This is a genomic window from Paraburkholderia eburnea (assembly GCF_002917095.1).
GTDB classification, from domain to species: Bacteria; Pseudomonadota; Gammaproteobacteria; order Burkholderiales; family Burkholderiaceae; genus Paraburkholderia; species Paraburkholderia eburnea.
In genome coordinates, this window is record NZ_PQGA01000016.1 from 39,392 (window position 1) to 60,213 (window position 20,822).

21 protein-coding genes are annotated in these 20,822 nt (G+C 61.9%); 10 read left to right on the forward strand and 11 right to left on the reverse strand.

Annotation, left to right across the window (positions count from 1 at the left end):
- Nucleotides 1-107: 107 nt before the first annotated feature.
- From B0G62_RS23300 to B0G62_RS32300, 7 genes are all read left to right on the forward strand, one after another.
- Nucleotides 108-950 carry an arylamine N-acetyltransferase family protein gene (locus B0G62_RS23300; RefSeq protein WP_103706571.1) on the forward strand — a complete coding sequence of 281 codons (843 nt, stop codon included), beginning with the start codon at nt 108-110 and terminating at the stop codon, nt 948-950.
- Between the two features lie 47 nt (nt 951-997).
- Entirely contained in the window at nt 998-1,300 is a 303-nt protein-coding gene (locus tag B0G62_RS23305) for a hypothetical protein (protein WP_103706572.1), read from the forward strand.
- Nucleotides 1,301-1,513: 213 nt separating this feature from the next.
- Nucleotides 1,514-4,033 carry a type VI secretion system Vgr family protein gene (locus tag B0G62_RS23310; RefSeq protein ID WP_103706652.1) on the forward strand — a complete coding sequence of 840 codons (2,520 nt, stop codon included), beginning with the start codon at nt 1,514-1,516 and terminating at the stop codon, nt 4,031-4,033.
- Nucleotides 4,034-4,053: 20 nt separating this feature from the next.
- Nucleotides 4,054-6,207 (forward strand): M23 family metallopeptidase, encoded by a 2,154-nt coding sequence (locus B0G62_RS31425; protein ID WP_146055345.1) that lies wholly within the window; start codon nt 4,054-4,056, stop codon nt 6,205-6,207.
- Nucleotides 6,204-6,875 (forward strand): hypothetical protein, encoded by a 672-nt coding sequence (locus tag B0G62_RS31430; protein WP_146055346.1) that lies wholly within the window; start codon nt 6,204-6,206, stop codon nt 6,873-6,875. The genes B0G62_RS31425 and B0G62_RS31430 overlap by 4 nt, the downstream gene beginning before the upstream one ends.
- A gap of 63 nt (nt 6,876-6,938) precedes the next feature.
- Complete coding sequence (locus B0G62_RS23320; protein ID WP_103706574.1) at nt 6,939-7,190, forward strand: PAAR domain-containing protein; 252 nt, start codon at nt 6,939-6,941, stop codon at nt 7,188-7,190.
- A 173-nt stretch (nt 7,191-7,363) separates the two neighbouring features.
- Complete coding sequence (locus tag B0G62_RS32300) at nt 7,364-7,576, forward strand: methyltransferase family protein (protein WP_322789241.1); 213 nt, start codon at nt 7,364-7,366, stop codon at nt 7,574-7,576.
- 24 nt (nt 7,577-7,600) lie between these two features.
- Here the strand turns inward: B0G62_RS32300 and B0G62_RS23330 are convergent, their stop codons facing one another.
- The 7 genes from B0G62_RS23330 to B0G62_RS23355 all read right to left on the reverse strand — a co-directional run bounded on the left by B0G62_RS23330 (nt 7,601) and on the right by B0G62_RS23355 (nt 13,550).
- Nucleotides 7,601-8,371: a hypothetical protein gene (locus B0G62_RS23330; RefSeq protein ID WP_146055347.1), complete on the reverse strand. Its 771-nt coding sequence runs from the start codon at nt 8,369-8,371 to the stop codon at nt 7,601-7,603.
- A 122-nt stretch (nt 8,372-8,493) separates the two neighbouring features.
- Nucleotides 8,494-8,655 carry a hypothetical protein gene (locus tag B0G62_RS31780; RefSeq protein WP_167401325.1) on the reverse strand — a complete coding sequence of 54 codons (162 nt, stop codon included), beginning with the start codon at nt 8,653-8,655 and terminating at the stop codon, nt 8,494-8,496.
- Nucleotides 8,630-9,634, reverse strand: coding sequence for a cytochrome d ubiquinol oxidase subunit II (gene cydB / locus B0G62_RS23335; protein ID WP_103706577.1), 1,005 nt, complete (start codon nt 9,632-9,634; stop codon nt 8,630-8,632). The genes B0G62_RS31780 and cydB overlap by 26 nt, the downstream gene beginning before the upstream one ends.
- A gap of 51 nt (nt 9,635-9,685) precedes the next feature.
- The gene (locus B0G62_RS23340; protein WP_103706578.1) at nt 9,686-11,158 is read right to left on the reverse strand and encodes a cytochrome ubiquinol oxidase subunit I; all 1,473 of its coding nucleotides are present in this window, start codon (nt 11,156-11,158) and stop codon (nt 9,686-9,688) included.
- A 455-nt stretch (nt 11,159-11,613) separates the two neighbouring features.
- The gene (locus B0G62_RS23345) at nt 11,614-11,802 is read right to left on the reverse strand and encodes a 4-oxalocrotonate tautomerase (protein WP_027819518.1); all 189 of its coding nucleotides are present in this window, start codon (nt 11,800-11,802) and stop codon (nt 11,614-11,616) included.
- Nucleotides 11,803-11,840: 38 nt separating this feature from the next.
- Complete coding sequence (locus B0G62_RS23350) at nt 11,841-12,614, reverse strand: class II aldolase/adducin family protein (protein ID WP_103706579.1); 774 nt, start codon at nt 12,612-12,614, stop codon at nt 11,841-11,843.
- Between the two features lie 12 nt (nt 12,615-12,626).
- Nucleotides 12,627-13,550 (reverse strand): urea transporter, encoded by a 924-nt coding sequence (locus B0G62_RS23355; protein WP_103706580.1) that lies wholly within the window; start codon nt 13,548-13,550, stop codon nt 12,627-12,629.
- Nucleotides 13,551-13,737: 187 nt separating this feature from the next.
- Here B0G62_RS23355 and B0G62_RS23360 point away from each other — a divergent pair, with 187 nt between their 5' ends.
- Complete coding sequence (locus B0G62_RS23360) at nt 13,738-14,292, forward strand: putative glycolipid-binding domain-containing protein (protein ID WP_103706581.1); 555 nt, start codon at nt 13,738-13,740, stop codon at nt 14,290-14,292.
- Here the strand turns inward: B0G62_RS23360 and B0G62_RS23365 are convergent, their stop codons facing one another.
- The 3 genes from B0G62_RS23365 to B0G62_RS23375 all read right to left on the reverse strand — a co-directional run bounded on the left by B0G62_RS23365 (nt 14,293) and on the right by B0G62_RS23375 (nt 16,807).
- On the reverse strand, nt 14,293-15,159 hold the full coding sequence (locus B0G62_RS23365) for a mechanosensitive ion channel family protein (protein WP_103706582.1): 867 nt from the start codon (nt 15,157-15,159) through the stop codon (nt 14,293-14,295).
- Between the two features lie 91 nt (nt 15,160-15,250).
- Complete coding sequence (locus tag B0G62_RS23370) at nt 15,251-15,802, reverse strand: GNAT family N-acetyltransferase (protein WP_103706653.1); 552 nt, start codon at nt 15,800-15,802, stop codon at nt 15,251-15,253.
- A 102-nt stretch (nt 15,803-15,904) separates the two neighbouring features.
- A complete protein-coding gene (locus B0G62_RS23375; protein WP_103706583.1) occupies nt 15,905-16,807 on the reverse strand; it encodes a DMT family transporter in 903 nt (300 codons plus the stop codon).
- A gap of 129 nt (nt 16,808-16,936) precedes the next feature.
- Between B0G62_RS23375 and B0G62_RS23380 the strand changes: the two genes are divergently transcribed.
- On the forward strand, nt 16,937-18,412 hold the full coding sequence (locus tag B0G62_RS23380) for an aminotransferase-like domain-containing protein (protein ID WP_103706584.1): 1,476 nt from the start codon (nt 16,937-16,939) through the stop codon (nt 18,410-18,412).
- A gap of 13 nt (nt 18,413-18,425) precedes the next feature.
- Here the strand turns inward: B0G62_RS23380 and B0G62_RS23385 are convergent, their stop codons facing one another.
- Nucleotides 18,426-19,955, reverse strand: coding sequence for an MDR family MFS transporter (locus B0G62_RS23385; protein ID WP_103706585.1), 1,530 nt, complete (start codon nt 19,953-19,955; stop codon nt 18,426-18,428).
- Nucleotides 19,956-20,072: 117 nt separating this feature from the next.
- On the opposite strand from B0G62_RS23385, the gene B0G62_RS23390 reads away from it, so the two are divergent.
- A complete protein-coding gene (locus tag B0G62_RS23390) occupies nt 20,073-20,753 on the forward strand; it encodes a TetR/AcrR family transcriptional regulator (protein ID WP_103706586.1) in 681 nt (226 codons plus the stop codon).
- Nucleotides 20,754-20,822: the final 69 nt, after the last annotated feature.

Sequence of the window (20,822 nt, forward strand, 5' to 3'; positions counted from 1 at the left end):
TTACAGACAGTCAGTTTCAGGCTGTACGGTATGACGAAATGACGCGAAAATCCCTGCTTCAAAACGCCGCTTTGGGCTCCGATGTTTAACGCATTGGCAGGTGATCGATGTCCGAATTCCAGGTCAATCTCAACGATTATTTTTCCCGTATCGGTTATGACGGTCCGCACGAGGCATCGCTCGACGTTCTACGTGCGCTGCATCGTTTGCATCCGTGCGCGATCGCTTTCGAGAATCTCGATCCGTTCGCCGCGCGGCGCGTGTCGGTCGCCCTGCATGAGGTCGTCGCGAAGCTGGTGTCGTCGCGGCGCGGGGGCTACTGTTTCGAGCACAACACGCTGTTCGCGCACGTGCTCATGCAACTGGGTTTCGACGTGGAGCCGCTGGCGGCGCGGGTACTGTACGGCCACCCTGCCGGCGCGAGCACGCCGCGCACGCATATGCTGCTTCGCGTGAACATCGAGGGGCAGGCATGGCTGGCCGATGTGGGCTTCGGCGGCGCATCGCTTGGCGCTCCGCTCGCGTTCGCGCAGCGCGGCGTGCAGCAGACTCCGCTGGAACCGGCGCGTCTCGCGCCGCTCGGTCAGACCGAATGGAAGCTCGAAACCTTTGACGGCAACGCATGGCTCGACGTCTATCGCTTCGACGATGCGCCCGCGCAATGGGTCGATTACGAAGTGGCGAACTGGTACACGTCGGCCGCGCCGCAATCGTTCTTCAGGGATAACCTGATCGCGTGCATCGCGCGTGAAGGGCGGCGCGCCGTGCTGTTCAACGATCGCTATACGGAACGTGACGGCAACGGCCAGCGCCTGACCGAGCGCTTTATCGAGAGCGCGGAGGAACTCGCGCAATGCTTGCATGAATGCTTCAATCTCGATACAGCGGGTTTCGATCTGCCTGCATTGTTCGCGCGCGTGGAAGGGCGCGAAGCGAGCAGCGACCGCTGAGGCATTGCGCTAAACCCGCGCGCACGGACAGCGCGAAGGAGGAGACGATGAACAAGCCGCTGATCGCGCGGCTCTTCGCGCAAACCTTCATCTGGCTGGTGTTTCAGGGCGCCTTGTTGTTCGTCGCGGCGGGCACGTTTGCGTGGACCGCCGCCTGGCTCTGGCTGCTCGAATGGGCCGCGTGCTGTGCGTGGATCGGCATGTGGCTCGCGCGCACGGATCCCGGTTTGCTCGCCGAGCGTCTCGCGCCGCTCACGCAGCGCGAGCAGGCGCGATGGGATCGCGTGTCTGCAATCCACCTTCGGATCGGTTCGAGAAATTTGGTTATTCTGCTTTGTCCGAACCCATGACATCAATTCCCGTGCGTTTATCCCGCAGGATCACTCTGAAAAATTCATTACGCATGCAATGCATGTGCGCGATTATGTCCGCGTACTGCAGTATTGCGAGATTGACGTGCTATCAACGAGAAAACTAAAATCGATTAGTTATACAGGGTGGCCGCAACGGGCACCTCGATTATCCGGGCGCCGCCCACCCTGGCTACCCAAAGGTACTACTTCATGAACCCGACTGAACTGCTACAGGTTATCCGCGATGGATTGATTCAACAGGATCGCCTGATCAAGACAGATATTCCGGCTTTGCCGGAGAATGCACTCGTCCCGCGCAGGGCAGTCACAAATTCTGAGTTAGGCCGCGATTTTAGTGTCACGCTCGACATGGTATCAACGGCGGGTGACCTTGAGCTAAAAACGCTAATTGCGAAGCCGATGACGCTCTGGATACAGCAGATCGACAAATCGTATCTACCGGTCAATGGATATATTCATACTGCGCGCCGTCTGGGAGGTGACGGCAGTTTGAGTAGCTACCAGTTAACTTATGCGTCATGGATGCATTTTCTCCGGTTTCGCAGTGACGCACGGTATTGGCAGGATAAGAGTGCGGACGCGATTATCACGGATGTATTCAACCAGCATCCCCAGGCAGCAGGGCAATTCACGTTTGCGTTGCGCAAGCCACTGCCTCAACGCTCGTATTGCAGACAAAGCGAAACTGACTGGAACTTTGTCCATCGTCTTATGGAGGAGGAAGGGTTGTTCGGCTTTTGGCAGCAAGCCGAGGATGGGAAATCGCATAAGTTGGTAGTGACGGACGATATCTATGCGCTGGACAAAGCGCCCGACGGTCCCGTGTCGTTCGCACGGTCCGGCACAGGCAGCGCGGAAAATTCTTTTACACAGTGGTCGGGTAGTCGGACCTTGCAGAGTACGACACATACAACGCGTACGTTTGACTACAAAGCGCCGTCATCCGCAGTAAATCCGAAGGGTACTTCTCTGCCGACAATGAGCGGTCAAGGCGATCTGCCGGATCAGTCAGAGGTCTATGAGTACACAGGCACCTATGCTTTCCAAAAGCAGGATCGCGGTGAGCAGCTATCGCGGATTCGTTTGGAGGAGTGGGAATCTCGGGCGAAGAGATTTTTTGCGATTGGTGGCGTCCGCGGGATTGATGCAGGACTCCGCTTTGAGCTGAGTGGCCATCCTGTTCACGATTGCGACGCCGGGAGCCAACGCGAATTCGCGGCAATTAAGGTCAAGCGATTTATTGCGAACAACCTTCCGCTTTCGGAGCAGGAGGCGAGTTTCCCTTATAGCCTGCAGGGCGAGCTGGAACGCGCCAAAGCTGAATATGCGGAGGGCACGTTTACCAGCGCGGACGGTTCGGCGGGATTCTATATGATCGAAGCCGAGGCTCAGCGCGTGACGGTTCCGTACCGTAGCCCATTCGAACACAAGAAGCCTGAAATGCATTTGGAGACCGCGATTGTCGTTGGTCCAAAAGGCGAAGAGGTATATACCGATTCATTGAATCGTATCAAGGTTATGTTCGTCTGGGATCGGCAAAGCCAAGGTGACGATCTTGCCTCATGTTGGGTTCGAGTCGCGCAGTCTGATACCGGAGGTGGCTATGGGAGCGTCCATGTACCTAGAATCGGCGAAGAGGTTTTGATTGGTTATGTAGGAGGAGACTGTGACCGGCCGATTGTGTTGCATCGCGTCTACAACGGCGATGTAAAGCCCCAATGGCATAGCAATGGCATCCTATCGGGCTACCGGTCGAAGGAATATTCTGGCTCTGGCTACAACGAAGTGGTTCTCGACGACGCAACATGGCAGAATCGTGTACGGGTGTTTAGCAGCACTGCGAATAGTCACCTTCATCTTGGGCATCTGATTTATCAAAGCGGCAATGCGAGGGGCTCGTATCTCGGTTCGGGATTTGATCTGCGAACCGATCTATACGGTGCTGTGCGGGCGGGGCAAGGGCTGTACGTCACGACCTATGCGAAGTCCGTAAATAGCCAGCCACTCGATGTAGATGAGGCTCAGCAGCAGCTCACATCCGCGGAAGGCACCATCAAGGCACTTTCACAAGTTAGTGAAACGCACCAGGCTGAGGGATTGAGCGATGGGCAAAGCGCCCTGAAAACATTTACGGATGCGACCCGGAGCAATGTACAGGCCGCGCAGTCGGGAGGTCGCACGGCAGGTGGTGGGACTGGGAGTGCCAACGCATTCAAGAGCCCGGTAATGCTATTCGCCAGTCCGTCAGGAGTTGCATTGTCGACACCGCAATCGGTCCATTTGTCGAGTGGTCAGCAGACCAATATCGTCAACGGTGGAGGATTGTTTATTGCCAGTGGCAAATCCTTGATCGCAAGCGTCGCCGAAAAAATCAGTCTGTTTGTTCAGAACGCCGGAATGAAGCTATTCTCCGCCAAGGGAAAGATAGAGATTCAGGCGCAGGGTGCCGAGATGGATCTTGCGTCGCAGAAAGACCTTTCCATCAAGAGCGTCGGCGGCAAGGTGGTGATCGCAGCGTCGCAAGAAATTGGGCTGTATGTAGGTGGCTCGTATATCCGCATAACATCATCTGGTATCGAGAACGGAACCACCGGTCAGATTCATGAGCGGTGTGCTTCTTGGGATGTTATGGAGGCCGACTCAAAACAGGTTCCCCATCCATCGTTCCCATCTGGCGATCTGGCTAACAAGTACCTCCACTCCCTGTAAATTTATTCGATAGATTCACTATGATCATTAGTCCGCCATTCCCGAACCCCGCACAGCCTGGCATTGATCCGAATGTCGATCCTGCAAGAGATTCTTTTCCTATGCTGGAGTGTGGCCCTGGTAACGGAGCATTCCCTGTCAGTTTTAATCTCGGATGGCATGGCGGAGCCCATCTGGACGCGCCGGTTGATGGTCAGGGTCATTTATTTCCAGTTGTGGCAATTGCGGACGGTACGATTGTGTACGTCCGGGAAACGGACAAACATAATAAGCCCGAATTGAGTTACGCAGGTATGCGCACTGATGATGGTTGTGTCGTCATCAGACATGACACTGTGATAGGAAATGGAGATCAATCAAAGGTCACTTTCTTCTCCATCTACATGCATTTGCAAAGCGTGGAGTCGTTAGTGGTCGGGAAGCCCATACGCCGGAAGGATAAGTTGGGGCTACCCGGGAGTATCTATGGTCAGCAAGGACGAATTCATTTTGAAATTGTCTGCGATAGCGCGAACATGACGAAATTCCTCGGGCGCGCACCAGGACCTGTGGGAGGTGCGGGTCGTACGGATTCCATTTACGGCGACATCTGGTTTTATATTCCCACCGGGACAAACCTATATCCCGCGGAGCCTCACCCTGGTCAAAATAACGGCAGTACTACGTCAGGGGGGGATGCGCCACCCGCATCGATCCAATCTAGTGCAGCGCTAGCCATCCAGATGCGTTACGACAGGGCGTGTACGTTGACCACATACCAACAGTTGGCCGACGGCAGCTGGGATGTTTTCGCTGCAATGCCCGAGGAAAACGGGGCAGAATACAATCTTTATCCTCGCACAGTAGAGCTACAGGGGAAATATTCCGATAATGCTCCAGCTCCGAGCCTCATCTTCGAATTATTGCGCTTCGGGCGTTGCCTTGGCGGTCAAGCTGTTGATAATTTCAATCACTGGCGGAAGGTGAGCATTCCGCAAGGACAAGGCTGGATCAATTTGTCGGATCGGCGCGTCCAGGTTTACAGTGACGCAGATTTCCCGGAATGGGCCGGCTGGACTTTCATTCAGGACGATTCGGCAAAAACCAATCTTTGCGATTCTCCAACGATAAAGAAGTGGTTGACCGACGCAGCAGGTGAGACACAAATCGATCATGCAGGAATGGTAACTGCGTTGCAGAACGATAAGGTGAAAAAGCGCCTCGCACGATCCGCTTGCCGCTTCACATCGGAATGGACTTTGGAACATGTTGATGATCTCTACGGCTGGCTCAAGACTGAGCATGAAGCGCTGAGCACTCCGTTGTCAGAGAGTGATTTCACGGCTTTGAAAAACCACGTTCTTGCATTGGCTTTTTGGGAAAACATTCAAGGAGAGAAACCCTCTGCGGATGATTGTTGGCATTGGCCTCCAACGGAATTTATTCGAAACTTCATGAAGTGCAAGTGGTTTAGCGAGAAAGAGTTCAAGCAGATCTATCCTCATGCATCGGCACATGCAATTCAGAAATATCGGGAGTATATAAATTCAACTATCAATAAATATTGTTTGACAACGTCGCTCAGATTAGGGCACTTCTTTGGGCAGGCATCGGTCGAGTCGAATCAACTCTTGTATATGTCTGAATTGCACAATGGTGATCTATATGACTATTTTCGGCACTATGAAGTGGCGAAAAACTATAAGGGTTGGCTCGGAAATGTTGAGTGGAATGATGGTGGGAAATTCAGTGGCCGGGGTTTCAAGCAGCTAACCGGGCGGGGTAATTACTCAAGCTATTTTGTCTATCGAGGATGGCTGCAAGCCTCTGCTTTTAGTACGAACTGGTTTCACGATGGTCGGTGGTGGGGGCTGACGCATCCATACACGTCAGGCGATGCCAATAGGCAACCGATCCAAAACGCTGCGACTGTCTCTCAGTTGATCTCGTCACTAAGGCCTCCGATTATGGATAATCCAAATGTCGTGTCTGATGATCCTTATACTGCGATTGATACTGCTGGATTTTTTTGGGGAAAAAATTTATTGTTGAGTGTTGCTGACAGCGACGATGCAATAACTATGACGAACAAAATTAGAGGTGATCGCGCGACAACTGCGGACGATTTTCCTGTCGCGGCACATTTCCCTGAGCGGTTGTCAGAAACGCAGAGAATTAAAGGGGTGTTATCTTGAGATTGAAGATTTTTGGCTTCGTTTTTTTGGTTTTTTTGGTAGTGAGTGAAGCTTTTGGATCACCAGTGCAGGCGTCTCAGATTATAAAAGTCAGCTCGGGTGGAAAGGAATTTACATTCTTGTGCGGCTTGGATTCTGAAATCAAGGTGACCTCCGGCAACGAGAAAGACGATGCAGCTGCTGTGGTAATAGATCAAAAGTTAGATGATTCGGATAGCTGTGATGGGGCGGTATGGACTAAGGGGCAGTCAACGGGGGGCGAAACGATCCTTGTGATGATAAATCCGGGTAGAACCGGCGTTAACGCACAGATGAATGTCTACGCACTTCAGAACGGAGTAGCTAGCTTCGCAGGTTATCTCCCGGTCGGAGCGGACGATCTCGGAGGACTTAAATACTCCTTTGACTCTGATCAAGCCGACGGTGTTTGGAGAGAAGTGTATGGAATTTCAGATGGCAAGGTCAAAAGGCTTAGTGAGATCCAATTTATGCAGTCTGGGAGCGTATGTGTTGACAGAAGTGGAAGCGTGAGTGACGACGCACAGTGTGTCGGTAAGCGGATTATTGCAAGTGCAGGCAGGCCGCTATGCATTAGTTATGTTGGAAAAATTGGAAAAATCTCACCCGCTAGCGAGTGTTCGGAGCTTGCGAAGCATTTTTCAAATTGACTTCTATTTTTACGAAATACGATTTTGTTGTTGAAATGTCGGGCGTAATTTTGGGAAAAAGCGATGCTAAACGTCATTCGGTTAGGCGATACGACAGATCATGATGGCGAGGTCATAACAGCATCCGAGGTCATGATGATCCAAGGTAAAGGTGTGGCTCGAAAGGGCGACAGGATCAGATGCCCAAAGCACCCTGACGTCAACCCCAATGTAATTGAAGAGGGCGATTCGAATATCAGGGATCATGGGGTGCCAGTTGCGCGTAACGGCCATCTCGGGAGTTGTGGCTGTCGCCTAATTTCGAGTTTCACATGATTGCAAAGTATGAGTGCTTTGCCGGGCGGTGTGCGACCGAAAGGAGGCTGCCTCGCGCTTACGTCGGCCTTGGCGCGTTCTTTTTGAGGTGGCTAACGAGCCAAGGTGGCGGCTCACTTCGCGGAAGCCGAGGGAAGACGGTAGAAGCTATCCCTTTGATTTATAGAGAGAACTTGCGCCATCCGATGTACGCATTCGCGATCCTGCTGCTCGTGGGCACGCCGCTCATGCTGGGATCGTGGTGGGGGCTGGCGTGGGTGCCGCCGATGGTGGCGGGCGTCGGCTGGCGCGCCGTGCGCGAGGAGCGCGCACTGGCCATGGAACTGCCGGGCTATCGCGCGTATCTGGAGCGGGTGAAGTATCGGTTCGTGCCCGGCGTCTGGTGAGGCCGGGCGCGAGCTGGCGCGTATTCAGCGTGCGGGCGAGGCAGCAGACGCGCCCAGCGCATTCGCATAACGTCGATAGAGCCACGCCAATGCCGTGCTGGTGAGCAACGCGAAGGCGAGATTCGCAATGCTTTGGACGATCGCCAGCGCCGTGAACCAGCCAGGCGTCTGCACGATGGCGGGCGAGATGCCCGCGAGGCCCATGCCGATCAGCACGATCACGCCGCACACGAGCAGCGGCAGCGCCGCCACGCACGACACGCCGAACAGATTCCAGAAGTGCCCCTGGGTGTCGCGCCATGCGGCGCCCAGCGAGAAACGCCCGCCGATCGCCAGCGCCGGATAAAGCAGGCTGATGCGCACGCCGATGAAAGCCCAGATCGCCGCGACGACTAGTGCGAGAAAGGCTTCGCTGCCCATAGTCTGCGGCCGCAGTGCAATCCACAATCCGGCGCCCGTGCCGATGAAGAACAGCATCATCACCACGCCCAGGCCGAGCATGCGCAGCATCGGCCGCGCGCCGTTGGGCAGGATCGGCGTCGTGCGCTCGTCGAGCAGCACGAAGCGGTAGATCTTCAGCGTGAACCAGAGATAAACGAGTGCGTTGAAGATCGACGCCAGATTGCCCAGCAGGACGAGGCCGGTGGACGGCACGTCGCCTTCGCCCGGGATCGGCCGGCCGGCCAGCGCGAGCCAGCCGAGCACGGCGTAGAGCGCGAACGCGCCCAGCATCACGGCGGGCATGCGCGTGACGGCTTCCCCGGCGCTCACCCACGCGCGTTTAACGCATTCCATGAAGGTCATCTGTTGCATGGTTCTTATGATCGAAGTTACAGATGGCCTACAGTCTAACGCGGCGTGGGCGTTTGGCGTGGCTGGGCGCGCCGCTTCGTGTCGATTCGTGCGGATTATTCGGCCTATTTCACGGCGAACAGCGTGAGGTTCATGAAAATCCTGAACGCGTAGCCGAGCGAAACCGCGCCGGCCACGCCGCCGCACCAGAGCAGCACGAACCAGAGCCAGCCGGGCAGGGTGCGCTCTTTACCCGGCTTCCTAGTGATAGTGGTGAGCGTCGCCATGATTGAGCTTGCCTCTGAAGACCCAGTAACCGAGCGCCGTATAGGCGAGGATGATGGGCAGGATGAACGATGCGCCGATCAGCGTGAAAATCTGGCTTTCGCGCGGCGCGGCGGCTTCCCAGAGCGTCAGATGCTGCGGGATCGCGTAGGGCCACAGGCTCACGAGCAGGCCGACATAACCGAGCAGCACGAGCGCAAGCGCGACCACGAACGGCGTCTTGTGATGACGCGACTGCACGGCCCAGCGCATCCACACGGTACAGGCGACCACCAGCAGCGGCACCGGCGCGAGACGCCAGAACAGGCCCGAGTAGAACCAGCGGTTGGCGATCGACGGATCTTGCAGCGGCGTCCACAGACTCACGAGCGCGATGAAACCCAGCAGCATCACCGTGAGCGGCCACACGAGCTTATGCAGACGGCGCTGCAGATCGCCCTCGGTCTTGGCGACGAGCCAGCAGCTGCCGAGCAGCGCATACGTGGCCACCAGTCCGAAGCCGGTGAGCAGGCTGAACGGCGTGAGCCAGCCGAAGGCGTCGCCCGCGAAAACGCCGTCCTGCATCGGAATGCCCTGCAGGAAAGCGCCCAATGCAATGCCCTGGAAGAACGCCGCGCCCGTCGAGCCGCCGATAAAGGCCAGATCCCACAGATGCCGGGTGCGGTTGGCCTTGGCCCGGAGTTCGAACGACACGCCCCGGAAGATCAGGCACGCGAGCATGAAGACGAGCGGCAGATAGAGCGCCGAGAGCACCGTCGAGTAGACGACGGGGAACACGGCGAACAGTCCCGCGCCGCCCAGCACGAGCCAGGTTTCGTTACCGTCCCAGACGGGCGCGACCGTGTTCATCATCAGGTTGCGCTCTTCCTCGTCGGGGAAGAACGGAAAGACGATGCCGATGCCCAGATCGAAGCCGTCCAGCACGACGTAGAGTAAAAGGCCGAGCGCGATGATCGCGGCCCAGATGACGGTGACATCCATGTTGCGTTGCCTCGTTTCTGTATGCGTATGAAGGGTCGCCGCAGCGGCGCGTCAGGCGTCGATCAGTTCACCGGCGGCGGCCATCGGGCGGCGCGCGGTCTGGTTCGCGGCGATCGCGGGGTGGGCAACGACTACGCCGCCGTCGTGATCGCCGTGGCCATCGTGGCCACCGTGGGAAGGCTCGCCGGGCAGCGCCGGGCCGTTGCGCATGAGCTTGAGCAGGTAGTAGATGCCCGTGCCGAACACGAGGAAATACACGAACACGAAGGCCATCAGCGAAATGCCCACTTGCTGCGACGTGAGCGGCGACACCGCCTGCGACGTGCGCATCACGCCATAGACCACCCACGGCTGGCGGCCCGCTTCGGTCGTGATCCAGCCCGCGAGCAGCGTGATGAAGCCCGTCGGCCCCATCGCCAGCGCGAAGCGCTGGAACAGCTTCGATTCGTAGAGCGTGCCGCGCTTGCGCAGCCACCAGCCGCTAACGCCCAGCACGATCATCAGGATGCCCAGGCCAACCATCACGCGGAAGGTCCAGAAAATCAGCGTCGAGTTCGGGCGATCCTGGGGCGGGAACGTCTTGAGACCGCGAATCTCGCCGTCCCAGCTATGGGTGAGGATCAGGCTGCCAAGGTGCGGCACCTGCACGGCGTAGCGCGTGGTTTCCGCCTTCATGTCGGGAATGCCGAACAGATTGAGCGCGGTGCCGCCGTGTTCGGTGTCCCAGATGCCTTCGATCGCAGCGATCTTGGCGGGCTGGTATTCACGCGTGTTCAGGCCGTGCGCATCGCCCACGAAAGCCTGCACCGGCGCGAGCACGAGCAGCATGCCCAGCGCCATCGAGAACATCTTCTTCACGGCCGGATCGCGGCGGCCCTTGAGCAGGTGCCACGCGCCCGTCGCGGCCACCACGAGCGCGGCGACGATGAAGGCGGCGATCGCCATGTGCGCGAGGCGGTACGGGAACGACGGATTGAAGATGATCTTGAGCCAGTCGGTCGGTACGACGTGGCCGTTCTCGATCTTGAAGCCTTGCGGCGTCTGCATCCAGCTATTCGAGGCGAGAATCCAGAACGTCGAAATCAGCGTGCCGACGGCGACCATCAGCGTCGCGCCGAAGTGAGCGCGCTCGCTCACGCGGTTCCAGCCGAACAACATGATGCCGAGGAAGCCCGCTTCGAGAAAGAACGCGGTCATGACCTCGTACATGAGCAGCGGCCCGGTAATGGGACCGGCGAACGACGAGAAACCGGCCCAGTTGGTGCCGAACTCGTAGCTCATCACGACGCCGGAGACGACGCCCATGCCGAAGGCCACGGCGAAGATCTTCGACCAGAAGTGGCAAAGCTCTTTGTAGAAGGGTTTGCGCGTCTTGAGCCAGCAAGCTTCGAGCACGGCGATGAAACTCGCGAGGCCGATGGAGAGCGCCGGAAAGACGATGTGGAAGGAGACCGTGAAGGCGAACTGGAGCCGGGCCAGATCGAATGCCGATAGCGCCGGCAAGGTGGGGAGTGACGGGGGCATGGGCGTGCTTTGTGCGTACGTGTGGCTTGCTGGTTCGTCGGAAACACCGCGCGGCGCGCGCAGCGCGGCGGCGGGGAGACCGTCGCGCGAAGCGTCGTGCGAATGGACGTAAGCGTAGGGGAAGCGCGCGCGTTTTGCTGCGCCGCCCTATGCGCCAGCATGTCGCAGCCGTCAATCGTCAGCCGACGATTTCATGCGCTAAAGCATTGATATGGATTAATTTAACGCGAGATTTGCTGCCGCTTGATTTAGCGCAAGGTGTGCGCACTGCGGCAATATGCGTCAATTTTCGGGGCGGGTGCGCGCGGTGCGTCAATTAGCCCAGGTGCGCAAAGAAACGGTGTTCGAACCGGAATTTTTGAGCGGAAGCCAGAAGGGAGAAATGAAGCGTCGCGGGCAAAGCGACGCTTCGCAAAAAAATAATCAGGATACCGATTTAAACAGTGGTGTGAGGCTCAGCGCGGATCGCTCCAGAGCTTGCCGGCCGTCGCCCAGTTTTCCGGTTTGACGTCGTGAAAAATGATATCGACGGACTGGGCATCGCAGCCCAGGACCTTGACGGTGGTTTCGGTGAGTGCGGCGGCGAGTTCGCGTTTTTTCTCGACGCTGCGGCCTTCGAACAGTTCGACGTGGAACGTGGGCATGGGGATCTCCTGGTGGATGTTCAGAACGATGAGGGGTTTCAGTCGCGATACGACGGGTCGAGGCGGTCGAGTTTGCGCAGGAGCGCGGGCCATTCGAGCTCGCCTTCGATCGCGCCGCCGTCGTACCACTGCGTGGCGGTGCGCGCGCAGACCTCGGGCGGCGGCATGACGAGCGGCACGCCGCCGGCCTGCGCCTGCAACTGGATTTCGCAGGCCTTGATGAGCGTGGCCATCAGCACCCAGGCTTCGGCCACGGTGCGGCCCGTGGTGAGCGTGCCGTGATTGCGCAGCAGCATCGCGGGCTTGTCGCCGAGGCTGGCGGTCAGGCGCGCGCCTTCGGCGGGCGTGAACGCCAGGCCCTCGTAATCATGCCAGGCCAGGTGGCCGTAGAAGCGCAGCGCGTGCTGCGAGGCGGGCAGCAGGCCGTCGCGCTGGATCGACACGGCGATGCCCGCAGTATTGTGCAGATGCATCACGCAAACGGCGTCGGCGCGCGCGAGATGCACGGCCGCGTGCAGCGCGAAGCCGGTCGCGTTGACGGGATGCTCGCTGTTGCCGACGATGCGGCCCTCGGTGTCGATCTTGACGAGATTCGAGGCACGCACTTCGTCGAAGGCGAGGCCGAACGGATTGATGAGGAAGCGGCCCGGCTCGCCGGGCACGGCGGCCGAGACGTGCGTGTAGATGAGGTCGTCCCAGCCGTACAGCGCGATCAGCCGGTAGGCGGCGGCCAGATCGACGCGCAGTTGCCGCTCGGCTGCGGAAATCGGCGTGGCGTCGGCGATACCGGCCGGGCGATGGGCGAATGACATGGCGGCGCTCCTTCAGCGGACGGGAGGGTGATTCGGCTGGCGCGGCGGCCGCAAACGCCACGCGAGATGCACGCCCCAACCCGCGAGCGCGAACGGCGCGGTCATCGCGGGCAGGCCCAGCCGCACAGCGGCCAGATGCAAGGCTGCGGCCAGCATCGTCGCACAGATCGCGGCGCGCGGGCCGAGCGAGCTTGCGGTCAGCGCCGCGAGCGCGCCGTTGAAGCCGCAAAGGCCGGCGGCGAAACTCGCGCCCGGCGCGCCTAGCACGTATTCGAGCGCGCTCGCCAGCGCCGCGCCGCCAAGCGCGTAAGCCGCCGCGCGCCGCGACGACCACGCGATGCCCGCCAGCAGGACGAGGCCCGGCAGCGCCCCGGAGGCGAATACGGTTTGTGCGAGACCGCTCAACAGTCCCGCAAACGCGTCGGTGGCATTCACGGCAGCAGGCATCGGGGAGGCGGCTGCGACGGCGCGCTCGCCGCCCGCGCCCAGCGCGAGCCAGAGCCACGTCGCGGCCAGGCAAGGCGCCGAATACACCGCCAGATTCGCGCGGCTCAACGCGCGCACAAGCGGCGTGCCGAGCCAGGCGCTGAACGCCGCCGCGAGCAGCGCGAGCGCGAACGCCGTGGCGGAATCGGCGCAGAAGGTGACGGCCGCCAGCCCCGCGAGCGCCCCGTTGAAGCCCGCCAGACCGTCGCGGATGGCATCGAACGGCGCGCGGCCCAGCAGCGCGCAGACATTGGCGGTGGTCGCGCCAATCAGCGCCGCGCAGGCCAGCCGCAGGTCGCAAAGCGCCAGCGCGGCGAGCACGCAGACGCCCGTGCCCGCGTGCTTTTGCAGGACGATCTGGCCGAGGCTGCGCAGCAGCGTGCGCAACGGCTCGGCGAGGCTGGCGGCGGAGTCGACTGAAGCGGCTCGAACGGTCGCGTGGCTTGACATGGCGGGACGAAAGCGAAGGAACGCGGGCAGGCGCGAATAGGCGACGCCAGGCGGCGCTGTGCGCCGCTACGCGAGGATAGGCGAAGCGCGCCGTCTTGCGCATGCGCAAGCGTGATAGTCGCTATTTGCGGGCTGTGTCAGGATAGCCGTTGACGGCTAACGCGGAACATTCAATACGGAGAGCACCATGCGCGAAGTACGTTGGGCTTCGAAGGAAAGCGAAGGCATCGAGCATCTGGCATTCGATTCAGACGGCGACGGGATCCGCGTGGAAAGCGTGGTCGTCGGCCAGCGTTACGGCGAGGCTTACGGCCTTTGTTACACGGTGCACTGCGATTCGCTCTGGCGCGTGACGTATGCCGCGTTTCGCGTGATGGGTGGTGCGAGCTTCGCCATGTACGGTGACGGACTGGGCCATTGGCGCGACGGCGAAGGCCGCGCGATCGACGCGATCGAAGGCTGTATCGACATCGATCTTGCGGCCACGCCGTTTACCAATTCGCTGCCGATCCGCCGCCTGGGCCTCGCGCGCGGCGAGCGTCGTCCGATCGAGGTCGCCTATATTGCCGCGCCGGAACTCGTGCCCACGCGCGTCGCCCAGGCGTACGTGTGCATCGAGCCGGATCGCGAATACCGCTACGAAGGCATTTTTCGCGACTTCACCGCGAGACTGAAGATCGACGCGGACGGACTCGTGATCGACTATCCCACCTTGTTTCGCCGTTTGCCTTCGCCCGCGTGATTACGGCGTCAGTTGCGCGGCGGGCGCGTCGGCGGCGCTTTCGCTGTTCTGCACGATATGCAGTTCGCGCGTGCGCAGCGGCAGCGCGAAGTGCGCGTCGTTGAGCGTCTGGCGCACCTGGCGCGAGAGTTCCCAGCGCATGTCCCAGAACGTGTCGATGTTGGCCCAGACGCGAATATTCAGCACTGCGATGCTATCGTCGAAACGCGTCACCATCACTTGCGGCGCAGGCGCGGCCAGCACGCGCGGGTCGGCGGCGGCGAGCGCGCGCAGCGCGTCGATGGCGCGGTTCACATCGTCGCGCACCGAAATCTCCACTTCGAGATCGAGGCGGCGGGTGGGATTGCGGCTGTAATTGCGGATCGAGTTGCTCCACAGCGCGCTGTTCGGCACGTATTCGCAGATGCCGTCGGGCTTGGTGAGGCGCGTGGTGAAGAGATTGACCTCCTCGACCGTGCCCGCGACGTTGGTGCCGCCGTCGATATAGTCGCCTACCTTGAAGGGGCGCAGCAGCAGCAACATGATGCCCGCGGCGATATTCTGCAGCGTGCCTTGCAGTGCGAGACCGATGGCCAGCCCCGCTGCGCCCAGCACGGCGACGATGCTCGCGGTCTGAATGCCGATCTGCGACAGCGCGCCGACGATCGCGATGAGACGCACGCCCCACACCGCGCTGTCGCGCACGATGGGACGCAGCGTGGCGTCGATGCTGCCCTGGCGCGAGAGCCAGTTGCCCACGCGCCGCGCGATCCACCAGCCGATCCAGAGAATCGCCACCGCCGCGCACAGGCGCAGCGCGAAGGCGGTGAGCGCGTCCCACAGGAAACTCCAGTTGGACGGGTGGATGTGCGCGAATAACGATTGCATGGGGCGATGATCCTCAAGGTAAGCGGGCGGGCCGGTGTGGACGCGACTCGCGTGGAGGACCTATTTTAAGGGCACGTGCACCCGTGTAGCTTCAATCGCTCGGCACGCTTTGCGCCCCTTCGCCCAGCGCACGCTGCATGAGCGCCGTATCGCGCCAGGCGCCATGCTTGAAGCCCACCGATCGCAGCGTTCCCACGGACTCGAAGCCAAGACTGGCGTGCAGCGCGAGCGAGCCGCCCTTGGGATCCGCGACGACGGCGATCATCTGCCGCCACGGCCCGGCTTCGCAACGCTCGATCAGCGCGGCGAGCAGCGTGCGGCCCAGACCGCGTCCGCGAAAGTTCTCGTCGATATAGATCGAATCTTCGACCGTGTAGCGATACGCCGGGCGTGGGCGATAGGGTGTGGCGTAGCAGTAGCCGGCGACGCGGCCGTCGATCTCGGCGACGATCCACGGCAGGCCGTGTTCGCGCACGGCGGCGTGACGGCGCAGCATCTCGTCGAGCGACGGCGGCGTTTCTTCGAATGAAGCGGCGCCGTGCTGCACGTGATGGGCGTAGATCGCGGCGATGGCGGGGAAGTCGGCGGGCGTGGCGTCGCGCAGCAGCGGCGCGGCGGTGTGCGGTGCGTTCATGATCGGCATGCGTGGTTTGGTGTGCCGCGCGAGCAGCGCGGCGCTCGCATCCACTATGCCCTGCGCGCGCACCGAAATGAAGCGCGTCAAAAATCCGCCATCGTGACGGACTCAACTCGCCCGCGCCGGGGCCGGCGTGGCGCGTCCGAAGCGCCGCGCGCCCGCCACGCAGCCAATCACAATCGCCGTCACGGCGATCATCGCGGGCGGCACGGCTTCGTGAAGCAGCAGTGCGGCGAGCACGAAACCGAAGAACGGTTGCAGCAACTGCAACTGGCCGACGCCCGCGATGCCGCCGAGCGCGAGCCCGCGATACCAGAACACGAAGCCGATCAACATGCTGAAGAGCGACACGTAGGCGAGTCCCCACCACGACGCCGCGCCGACGTTCGCGAACGAGGCCGGCATGAACCACCACGCGAGCGGCACCATCACGGGCAGCGAAATCACCAGCGCCCAGCAGATCACCTGCCAGCCGCCGAGCCGCCTCGAGAGCCGTGCGCCCTCCGCGTAGCCCAGCCCGCAGACGACGATGGCGGCGAGCATCAGCGCGTCGCCGATGGGCGAGGCATCGGCGCCGTGACGCAGCGCGAAGGCGACCACGGCGGCGCTGCCGAGCGCCGAGAACAGCCAGAACACCGGCTGCGGACGCTCGCCGCCGCGCAGCACGCCGAACAGCGCCGTCGAAAGCGGCAACAGGCCGACGAACACGATCGCATGCGCCGAACTCACATGCTGCAAAGCCAGCGCCGTGAGGAGCGGAAAGCCCACCACCACGCCCAGCGCCACGATCACGAGCGGCCAGACTTCGCGCCGTTCGGGCTGCGCGGCGCGAAACAGCATGAGCAGCAGCGCGCCGAGCGCACCGGCGAGCGTGGCGCGCGCGCCGGTCAAAAAGAGCGGATCGAGGCCGAGCACGGCCAGACGCGTGGCGGGCAGCGAGCCGCTGAAGATCAGCACGCCTGCGAGGCCGCAGAGCCAGCCGTCGGTGGTGGAATCGAGGGGTTTGCGCATGAAGGGAACGTTCAGGAAGCACGAAGGATGGCCTAAGCCGATCGGCCGATCATGCGCGTGCGGGGACAAACCGGTAAGCTAAGCATCAGTACAATTTCGACAAACTGTATTGAATACGGAGCAGTACAGATGGAAGACACGCACCAGACAGCGGGCGGGGCAGCGGGGAGGATCGTGCCTGCGCTTACCCGCGTCGAGCAGGTGATGCAGGCCGTGCGCGAGCGCATCGCGGCACGCGCGCTTGCGGCGGGTGCGCGTGTGCCGTCGATCCGCGCGATGAGCGAGCAGATGGGCGTATCCAAGTCCACCGTGGTCGAGGCCTACGAGCGCCTGGTGGCCGAAGGGGCGCTCGCGGCGCGGCGTGGTTCCGGTTTCTTCGTTGCGGGTCAAGGGGCCGCGCTCGCGCGCGGGAAGATCGGCATGGTGGGCATGTCCGGCATGTCCACCATGCCAGGCCCGAAAATCGACCGCGCAATCGATCCGCTCTGGCTCACGCGCCAGTCGCTCGAAACCGACGCGCGCGCGCTGCGTCCGGGCTGCGGCTGGCTGCCCGCCGCGTGGCTGCCGCAGGAGGCAGTGCGGCGGGCGCTGCGCGCCATCGCTCGCGATCCGCGCGCCCAGCTCACCGATTACGCCACGCCGCTCGGCTTGCCCGCGCTGCGCCAGCAGCTTGCCTGGCGGCTCGGGCAGCACGGTATCGAGGCCGCGCCCGAACAGATCGTCCTCACCGATGGCGGCAGCCAGGCGCTCGATATCCTGTGCCGCTTCCTGCTCGAACCGGGCGACACCGTGGTCGTCGACGATCCGTGCTATTTCAACTTCCAGGCGCTGCTAGGCGTGCATCGCGTGCAGGTCGTGAGCGTGCCCTACACGCCCACGGGGCCCGATCTCGCGGCGTTCGAGCGTGTGCTCGCGACGCATCGGCCGCGCCTCTACGTGACCAACTCGGCGATCCACAACCCGACTGGCGCGACGCTCGCGCCCGCGATCGCGCACCGGCTGCTCAAGCTCGCCGAAGAGCACGACCTCCTGATCGTCGAGGACGATATCTTCGCCGACTTCGAGACCGATCCCGCGCCGCGCCTCGCGGCCTTCGACGGTCTCGCGCGCGTGGTGACGATCGGCAGTTTCTCGAAGACCATGACGGCGGCCGCGCGTTGCGGCTATATCGCGGCGCGCGCGGACTGGATCGAACCGCTCGTCGATCTCAAGCTCGCGGTGTCGTTCGGCAACGGGGAACTGGCCGCCGATCTGGTGCAGCGTCTGCTGGTGGACGGCACGTATCGGCGCTATCTGGATGGTCTGCGCGCGCAGCTCGCGGATGCCATGGGCGAGACCTTGCGCCGTCTCGCGTCGGCGGGCCTCACGGCCTGGACGCGGCCGCAGGCGGGCATGTTGTTGTGGGCGCAACTACCTGGCGGCCTAGACGCCGCGCAGGTCGCGCGCGAGGCGCTGGCGCACGGCGTGGTCCTCGCGCCCGGCAACGTCTTCAGCGTGACGCGCAACGCGGCGAGTTTTCTGCGCTTCAATGTTTCGCAGTGCAACCGGCCGAAGGTCTACGAGACCTTGCAGCGCGCGATGGAGCGCGCGGCGACGCCTGCCTGAGCGATATCCCGGGTCAATGATGCGTGCGCAACGGCGCATTGCGCATGAGCCACGAGAGCACGAAGGCCAGCACCACCACGCACGCCGCCGACAGATAAACGGTGTGCAGCGCACCCGCGAACGCGTCGAGATACTGCGCGTGCAGCGCGGGCGGCAGATGGCGGATCACGTCGGGCGTGAGCGGTTGGGGCAATGCCACATCGGCGCTGATCAGCGCGGCCAGACGCGTATGCAGACCGTGCGAGAACACCGCGCCGAACGCCGCCACGCCCACTGACCCGCCAATCGAGCGAAACAGCGTCGCGCCCGACGTCGCCACGCCCATGTGGCGGAATTCCACCGTATTCTGCACGGCGAGGATCAGCACCTGCATGACCATGCCGAGTCCGCAGCCGAGCAGCCCCATGTACAGATACATCTGCGTGATCGGCGTGGCGATCTCAAGCCGCGCGAGCAGCATCATCGCCACGGCCACGCAGCCCGTGCCAAGGATCGGAAACATCCGGTACTTGCCGATCTTGCTGATGATGCGGCCCGCTACCATCGACATGACCAGCACGCCGCCCATCATCGGCAACATTTGCATGCCGGCCTGCGAAGGCGTCGAACCCTTCACGACCTGTAGATAGAGCGGCAGGAACGTCACCGAGCCGAACAGCGACACGCCCACGATGAAGCCGATCAGGCTCGACAGCACGAAGGTGCGTTCGCGAAACAGCGCCAGCGGCATGATGGGTTCGACCGCGTGCTTTTCTTCGTGGATAAAGCCCGCGACGGCCACCAAGCCCATCAGCAAGGTGAGCCAGAGTTGCGGCGAATTCCACGGCAGCAGCGAGCCGCCCTCGCTCGTGAACAGGATCAGGCAGGTGAGCGCGGCGGCGAGCCAGCCCGCGCCCATGTAGTCGATCACGTGCTTTACGTGCTGGACGCGCGGCTTGAAGACCGCGCCGATCACCACCAGCGCGAGCGCGCCCAGCGGCAGGTTGATGTAGAAAATCCAGCGCCACGACAGATGCTCGACGAGAAAGCCGCCGAGCAGCGGCCCGACCACGGTGGCGACTCCGAACACGCCGCCGAACATGCCTTGATACTTGCCGCGCTGCGCGGGCGGAATGACGTCGCCGACGGCGGCCATCGTCACGACCATCAGGCCGCCGCCGCCGATGCCTTGCAGGGCGCGCAGCGCGATCAACTGCGGCATGTTCTGCGCAATGCCGCAGAGCGCCGATCCAGCCAGAAAGATCACGATGGCCGTTTGCAGCACGATCTTGCGGCCGAACAGGTCGCCGAACTTGCCGTACAGCGGCACGACGATAGTGGAAGTGAGCAGGTAAGCGGTCACGACCCACGAGAGCCGGTCGAGGCCGCCCAGTTCGCCGACGATGGTGGGCAGCGCGGTCGACACGATGGTCTGGTCGAGCGCGGCCAGCAGCATGACGAGCAGCAGCGCGGGAAACAGCAGGCGCAGCGGCGGATGAGCCGCTGTCGCTAGGTCGGGTGCTGCGCCGACGGTTTGCGTGACAGGTTGTATTTCGGTTTGCATCGGGGAGTCTCCAGCCTTACGAGTCCTTGACGGCATCTGGAATCTTGAAATTAATTAACGCGACGATTAATATTAGAATAATTCCTGTTGCCGGTCAAAGTCAGAAGACGTAACCAGATGAAAGAGTCGAACCCATCCACACCGAGCCGCCCGGGCAAACCCGCCGTGCGCCGTCCCGGCCGCCCGAGCGGCGGCGGAGGCGGGGCCGAGCAGCGCGAGCGCCTGATTGCGGCCGCACTCACCCTGTTCGCGCGCCAGGGCATTCTCGACACCACGCTCGCCGCGATTGCGCGCGAGGCGGGCGTCACGTCCGCGATGGTTCACTATTACTTCAAGACGCGCGACCACTTGATCGACGTTCTGATCGACGAGCGGTTTCTGCCGCAGCGCGCGGCGTTCGGCGGCTGCTTCGAGGCGCATCCCGACGATCCCGTCGCCGCGCTCACGGCGCTCACACGCCGTTTCGTCGAGGTAGGGCAGGCCAATCCGTGGTTCGCGCCGCTGTGGGTGCGCGAGGTCATCAGCGAGGGCGGCCTGTTGCGCCAGCGTATGCACGAGCGCTTCGGCCAGGCGCAGCAGCATCGGGTGCACGCCGCCATCGTGCGCTGGCAGCGCGAAGGCAAGCTGAATCCGGCGCTGGAGCCGTCGCTGCTGTTCCAGTCGCTGCTCGGCCTCACGCTGCTGCCGCTCGCCACGGCGCCGGTCTGGCGCAAGGACGTCGTGCCTCGCAACGTCGGGGCGGAGGAAATCGCCCGCCATGCCGTCGCGCTCATCACGCAAGGCATACGGCCTGCTTGAGGGAGGGCGGCGCGCGCGTGGCATGGTACGCTGCGCGTCGCAAACCGTGGCCGCCGCGTACGGCAGTCC

Coding starts and splice junctions, on each gene's coding strand:
- B0G62_RS23310 (WP_103706652.1), top strand. CDS start 1,514: ATGAACCCGACTGAACTGCTACAGGTTATCCGCGATGGATTGATTCAA.
- B0G62_RS31780 (WP_167401325.1), bottom strand. CDS start 8,655: ATGGCGACGCTCACCACTATCACTAGGAAGCCGGGTAAAGAGCGCACC.
- B0G62_RS23380 (WP_103706584.1), top strand. CDS start 16,937: ATGGAAGACACGCACCAGACAGCGGGCGGGGCAGCGGGGAGGATCGTG.
- B0G62_RS23370 (WP_103706653.1), bottom strand. CDS start 15,802: ATGCCGATCATGAACGCACCGCACACCGCCGCGCCGCTGCTGCGCGAC.
- B0G62_RS23365 (WP_103706582.1), bottom strand. CDS start 15,159: ATGCAATCGTTATTCGCGCACATCCACCCGTCCAACTGGAGTTTCCTG.
- B0G62_RS23355 (WP_103706580.1), bottom strand. CDS start 13,550: ATGTCAAGCCACGCGACCGTTCGAGCCGCTTCAGTCGACTCCGCCGCC.
- B0G62_RS23390 (WP_103706586.1), top strand. CDS start 20,073: ATGAAAGAGTCGAACCCATCCACACCGAGCCGCCCGGGCAAACCCGCC.
- B0G62_RS23375 (WP_103706583.1), bottom strand. CDS start 16,807: ATGCGCAAACCCCTCGATTCCACCACCGACGGCTGGCTCTGCGGCCTC.
- B0G62_RS23350 (WP_103706579.1), bottom strand. CDS start 12,614: ATGTCATTCGCCCATCGCCCGGCCGGTATCGCCGACGCCACGCCGATT.
- B0G62_RS23300 (WP_103706571.1), top strand. CDS start 108: ATGTCCGAATTCCAGGTCAATCTCAACGATTATTTTTCCCGTATCGGT.
- B0G62_RS23340 (WP_103706578.1), bottom strand. CDS start 11,158: ATGCCCCCGTCACTCCCCACCTTGCCGGCGCTATCGGCATTCGATCTG.
- B0G62_RS31425 (WP_146055345.1), top strand. CDS start 4,054: ATGATCATTAGTCCGCCATTCCCGAACCCCGCACAGCCTGGCATTGAT.
- B0G62_RS23320 (WP_103706574.1), top strand. CDS start 6,939: ATGCTAAACGTCATTCGGTTAGGCGATACGACAGATCATGATGGCGAG.
- B0G62_RS23360 (WP_103706581.1), top strand. CDS start 13,738: ATGCGCGAAGTACGTTGGGCTTCGAAGGAAAGCGAAGGCATCGAGCAT.
- B0G62_RS23345 (WP_027819518.1), bottom strand. CDS start 11,802: ATGCCCACGTTCCACGTCGAACTGTTCGAAGGCCGCAGCGTCGAGAAA.
- B0G62_RS23385 (WP_103706585.1), bottom strand. CDS start 19,955: ATGCAAACCGAAATACAACCTGTCACGCAAACCGTCGGCGCAGCACCC.
- cydB (WP_103706577.1), bottom strand. CDS start 9,634: ATGGATGTCACCGTCATCTGGGCCGCGATCATCGCGCTCGGCCTTTTA.
- B0G62_RS23305 (WP_103706572.1), top strand. CDS start 998: ATGAACAAGCCGCTGATCGCGCGGCTCTTCGCGCAAACCTTCATCTGG.
- B0G62_RS23330 (WP_146055347.1), bottom strand. CDS start 8,371: ATGGAATGCGTTAAACGCGCGTGGGTGAGCGCCGGGGAAGCCGTCACG.